This is a genomic window from Roseimaritima sediminicola, assembly GCF_009618275.1.
Classification (GTDB): Bacteria; Planctomycetota; Planctomycetia; order Pirellulales; family Pirellulaceae; genus Roseimaritima; species Roseimaritima sediminicola.
Genome location: NZ_WIAD01000146.1, coordinates 1 through 689, shown reverse-complemented (window position 1 = coordinate 689; position 689 = coordinate 1). Strand labels below are relative to the sequence as shown.

Genomic DNA, 689 nt, shown 5'->3' with positions numbered 1-689 from the left:
TCGATATCCCCACGGGGGCCGTGGTGCAGCGGATTATCGATGCCGACACATCGCTATTGAGCGGCGTGCCCGCCGGGTGGGCAACGCCCAGCGGTGGCGGCAAGCACCTGATCTACGATTACGAGTTTGATTCTCAGGGACGCACCACCCAGGAGCTTGGGCCCTCACACACAGTTGACGTGTCGGGCACCGCAACCACGATACGCCGAGCCGTTTGGACGGTCTACAAAGACCCGGAACATGAAACCTGGACCGCCAGTGGCTACGCGACCGGCAGCGGGCCGTCGTATACCTACACGCTTATTAATCCAGTTCGTATTCGGCAATCCGACCCACGCGGGAACCAGATCGCTGAGATCACCGCCCGCCGGGGAACGGCTGCCGGACGCCTGCAGCCGACCGACAGCTTTTCACAATCGTCCTTCGAACGCTGGACGACCTGGCAATACACCGACTGCTGCCATCTCTCGTCGATGCGCGTCTATCACACGATTCCCGCAAGCGGAATCGGGACTAGCGGGACCAACTACGACCAAACGACCTATGGCTACGACAGCCTGAAACGCCGCAATCGAGAGGTTTCCCCTGGGGGCACGATTACCCGCACGGTGTTTGATGTTCGTGATCAACCCGTCGGCATCTATGTTGGCACCGATGATACGGGAGCCACTGCGACCGATCCAACCGGC

1 protein-coding gene is annotated in these 689 nt (G+C 60.8%); it reads left to right on the top strand.

Going from position 1 to position 689, the window contains the following annotated elements; genetic code table 11:
- On the top strand, positions 1 to 689 hold a 689-nt coding region (locus tag GE027_RS22940), incomplete at both ends, for a hypothetical protein (protein ID WP_202617519.1).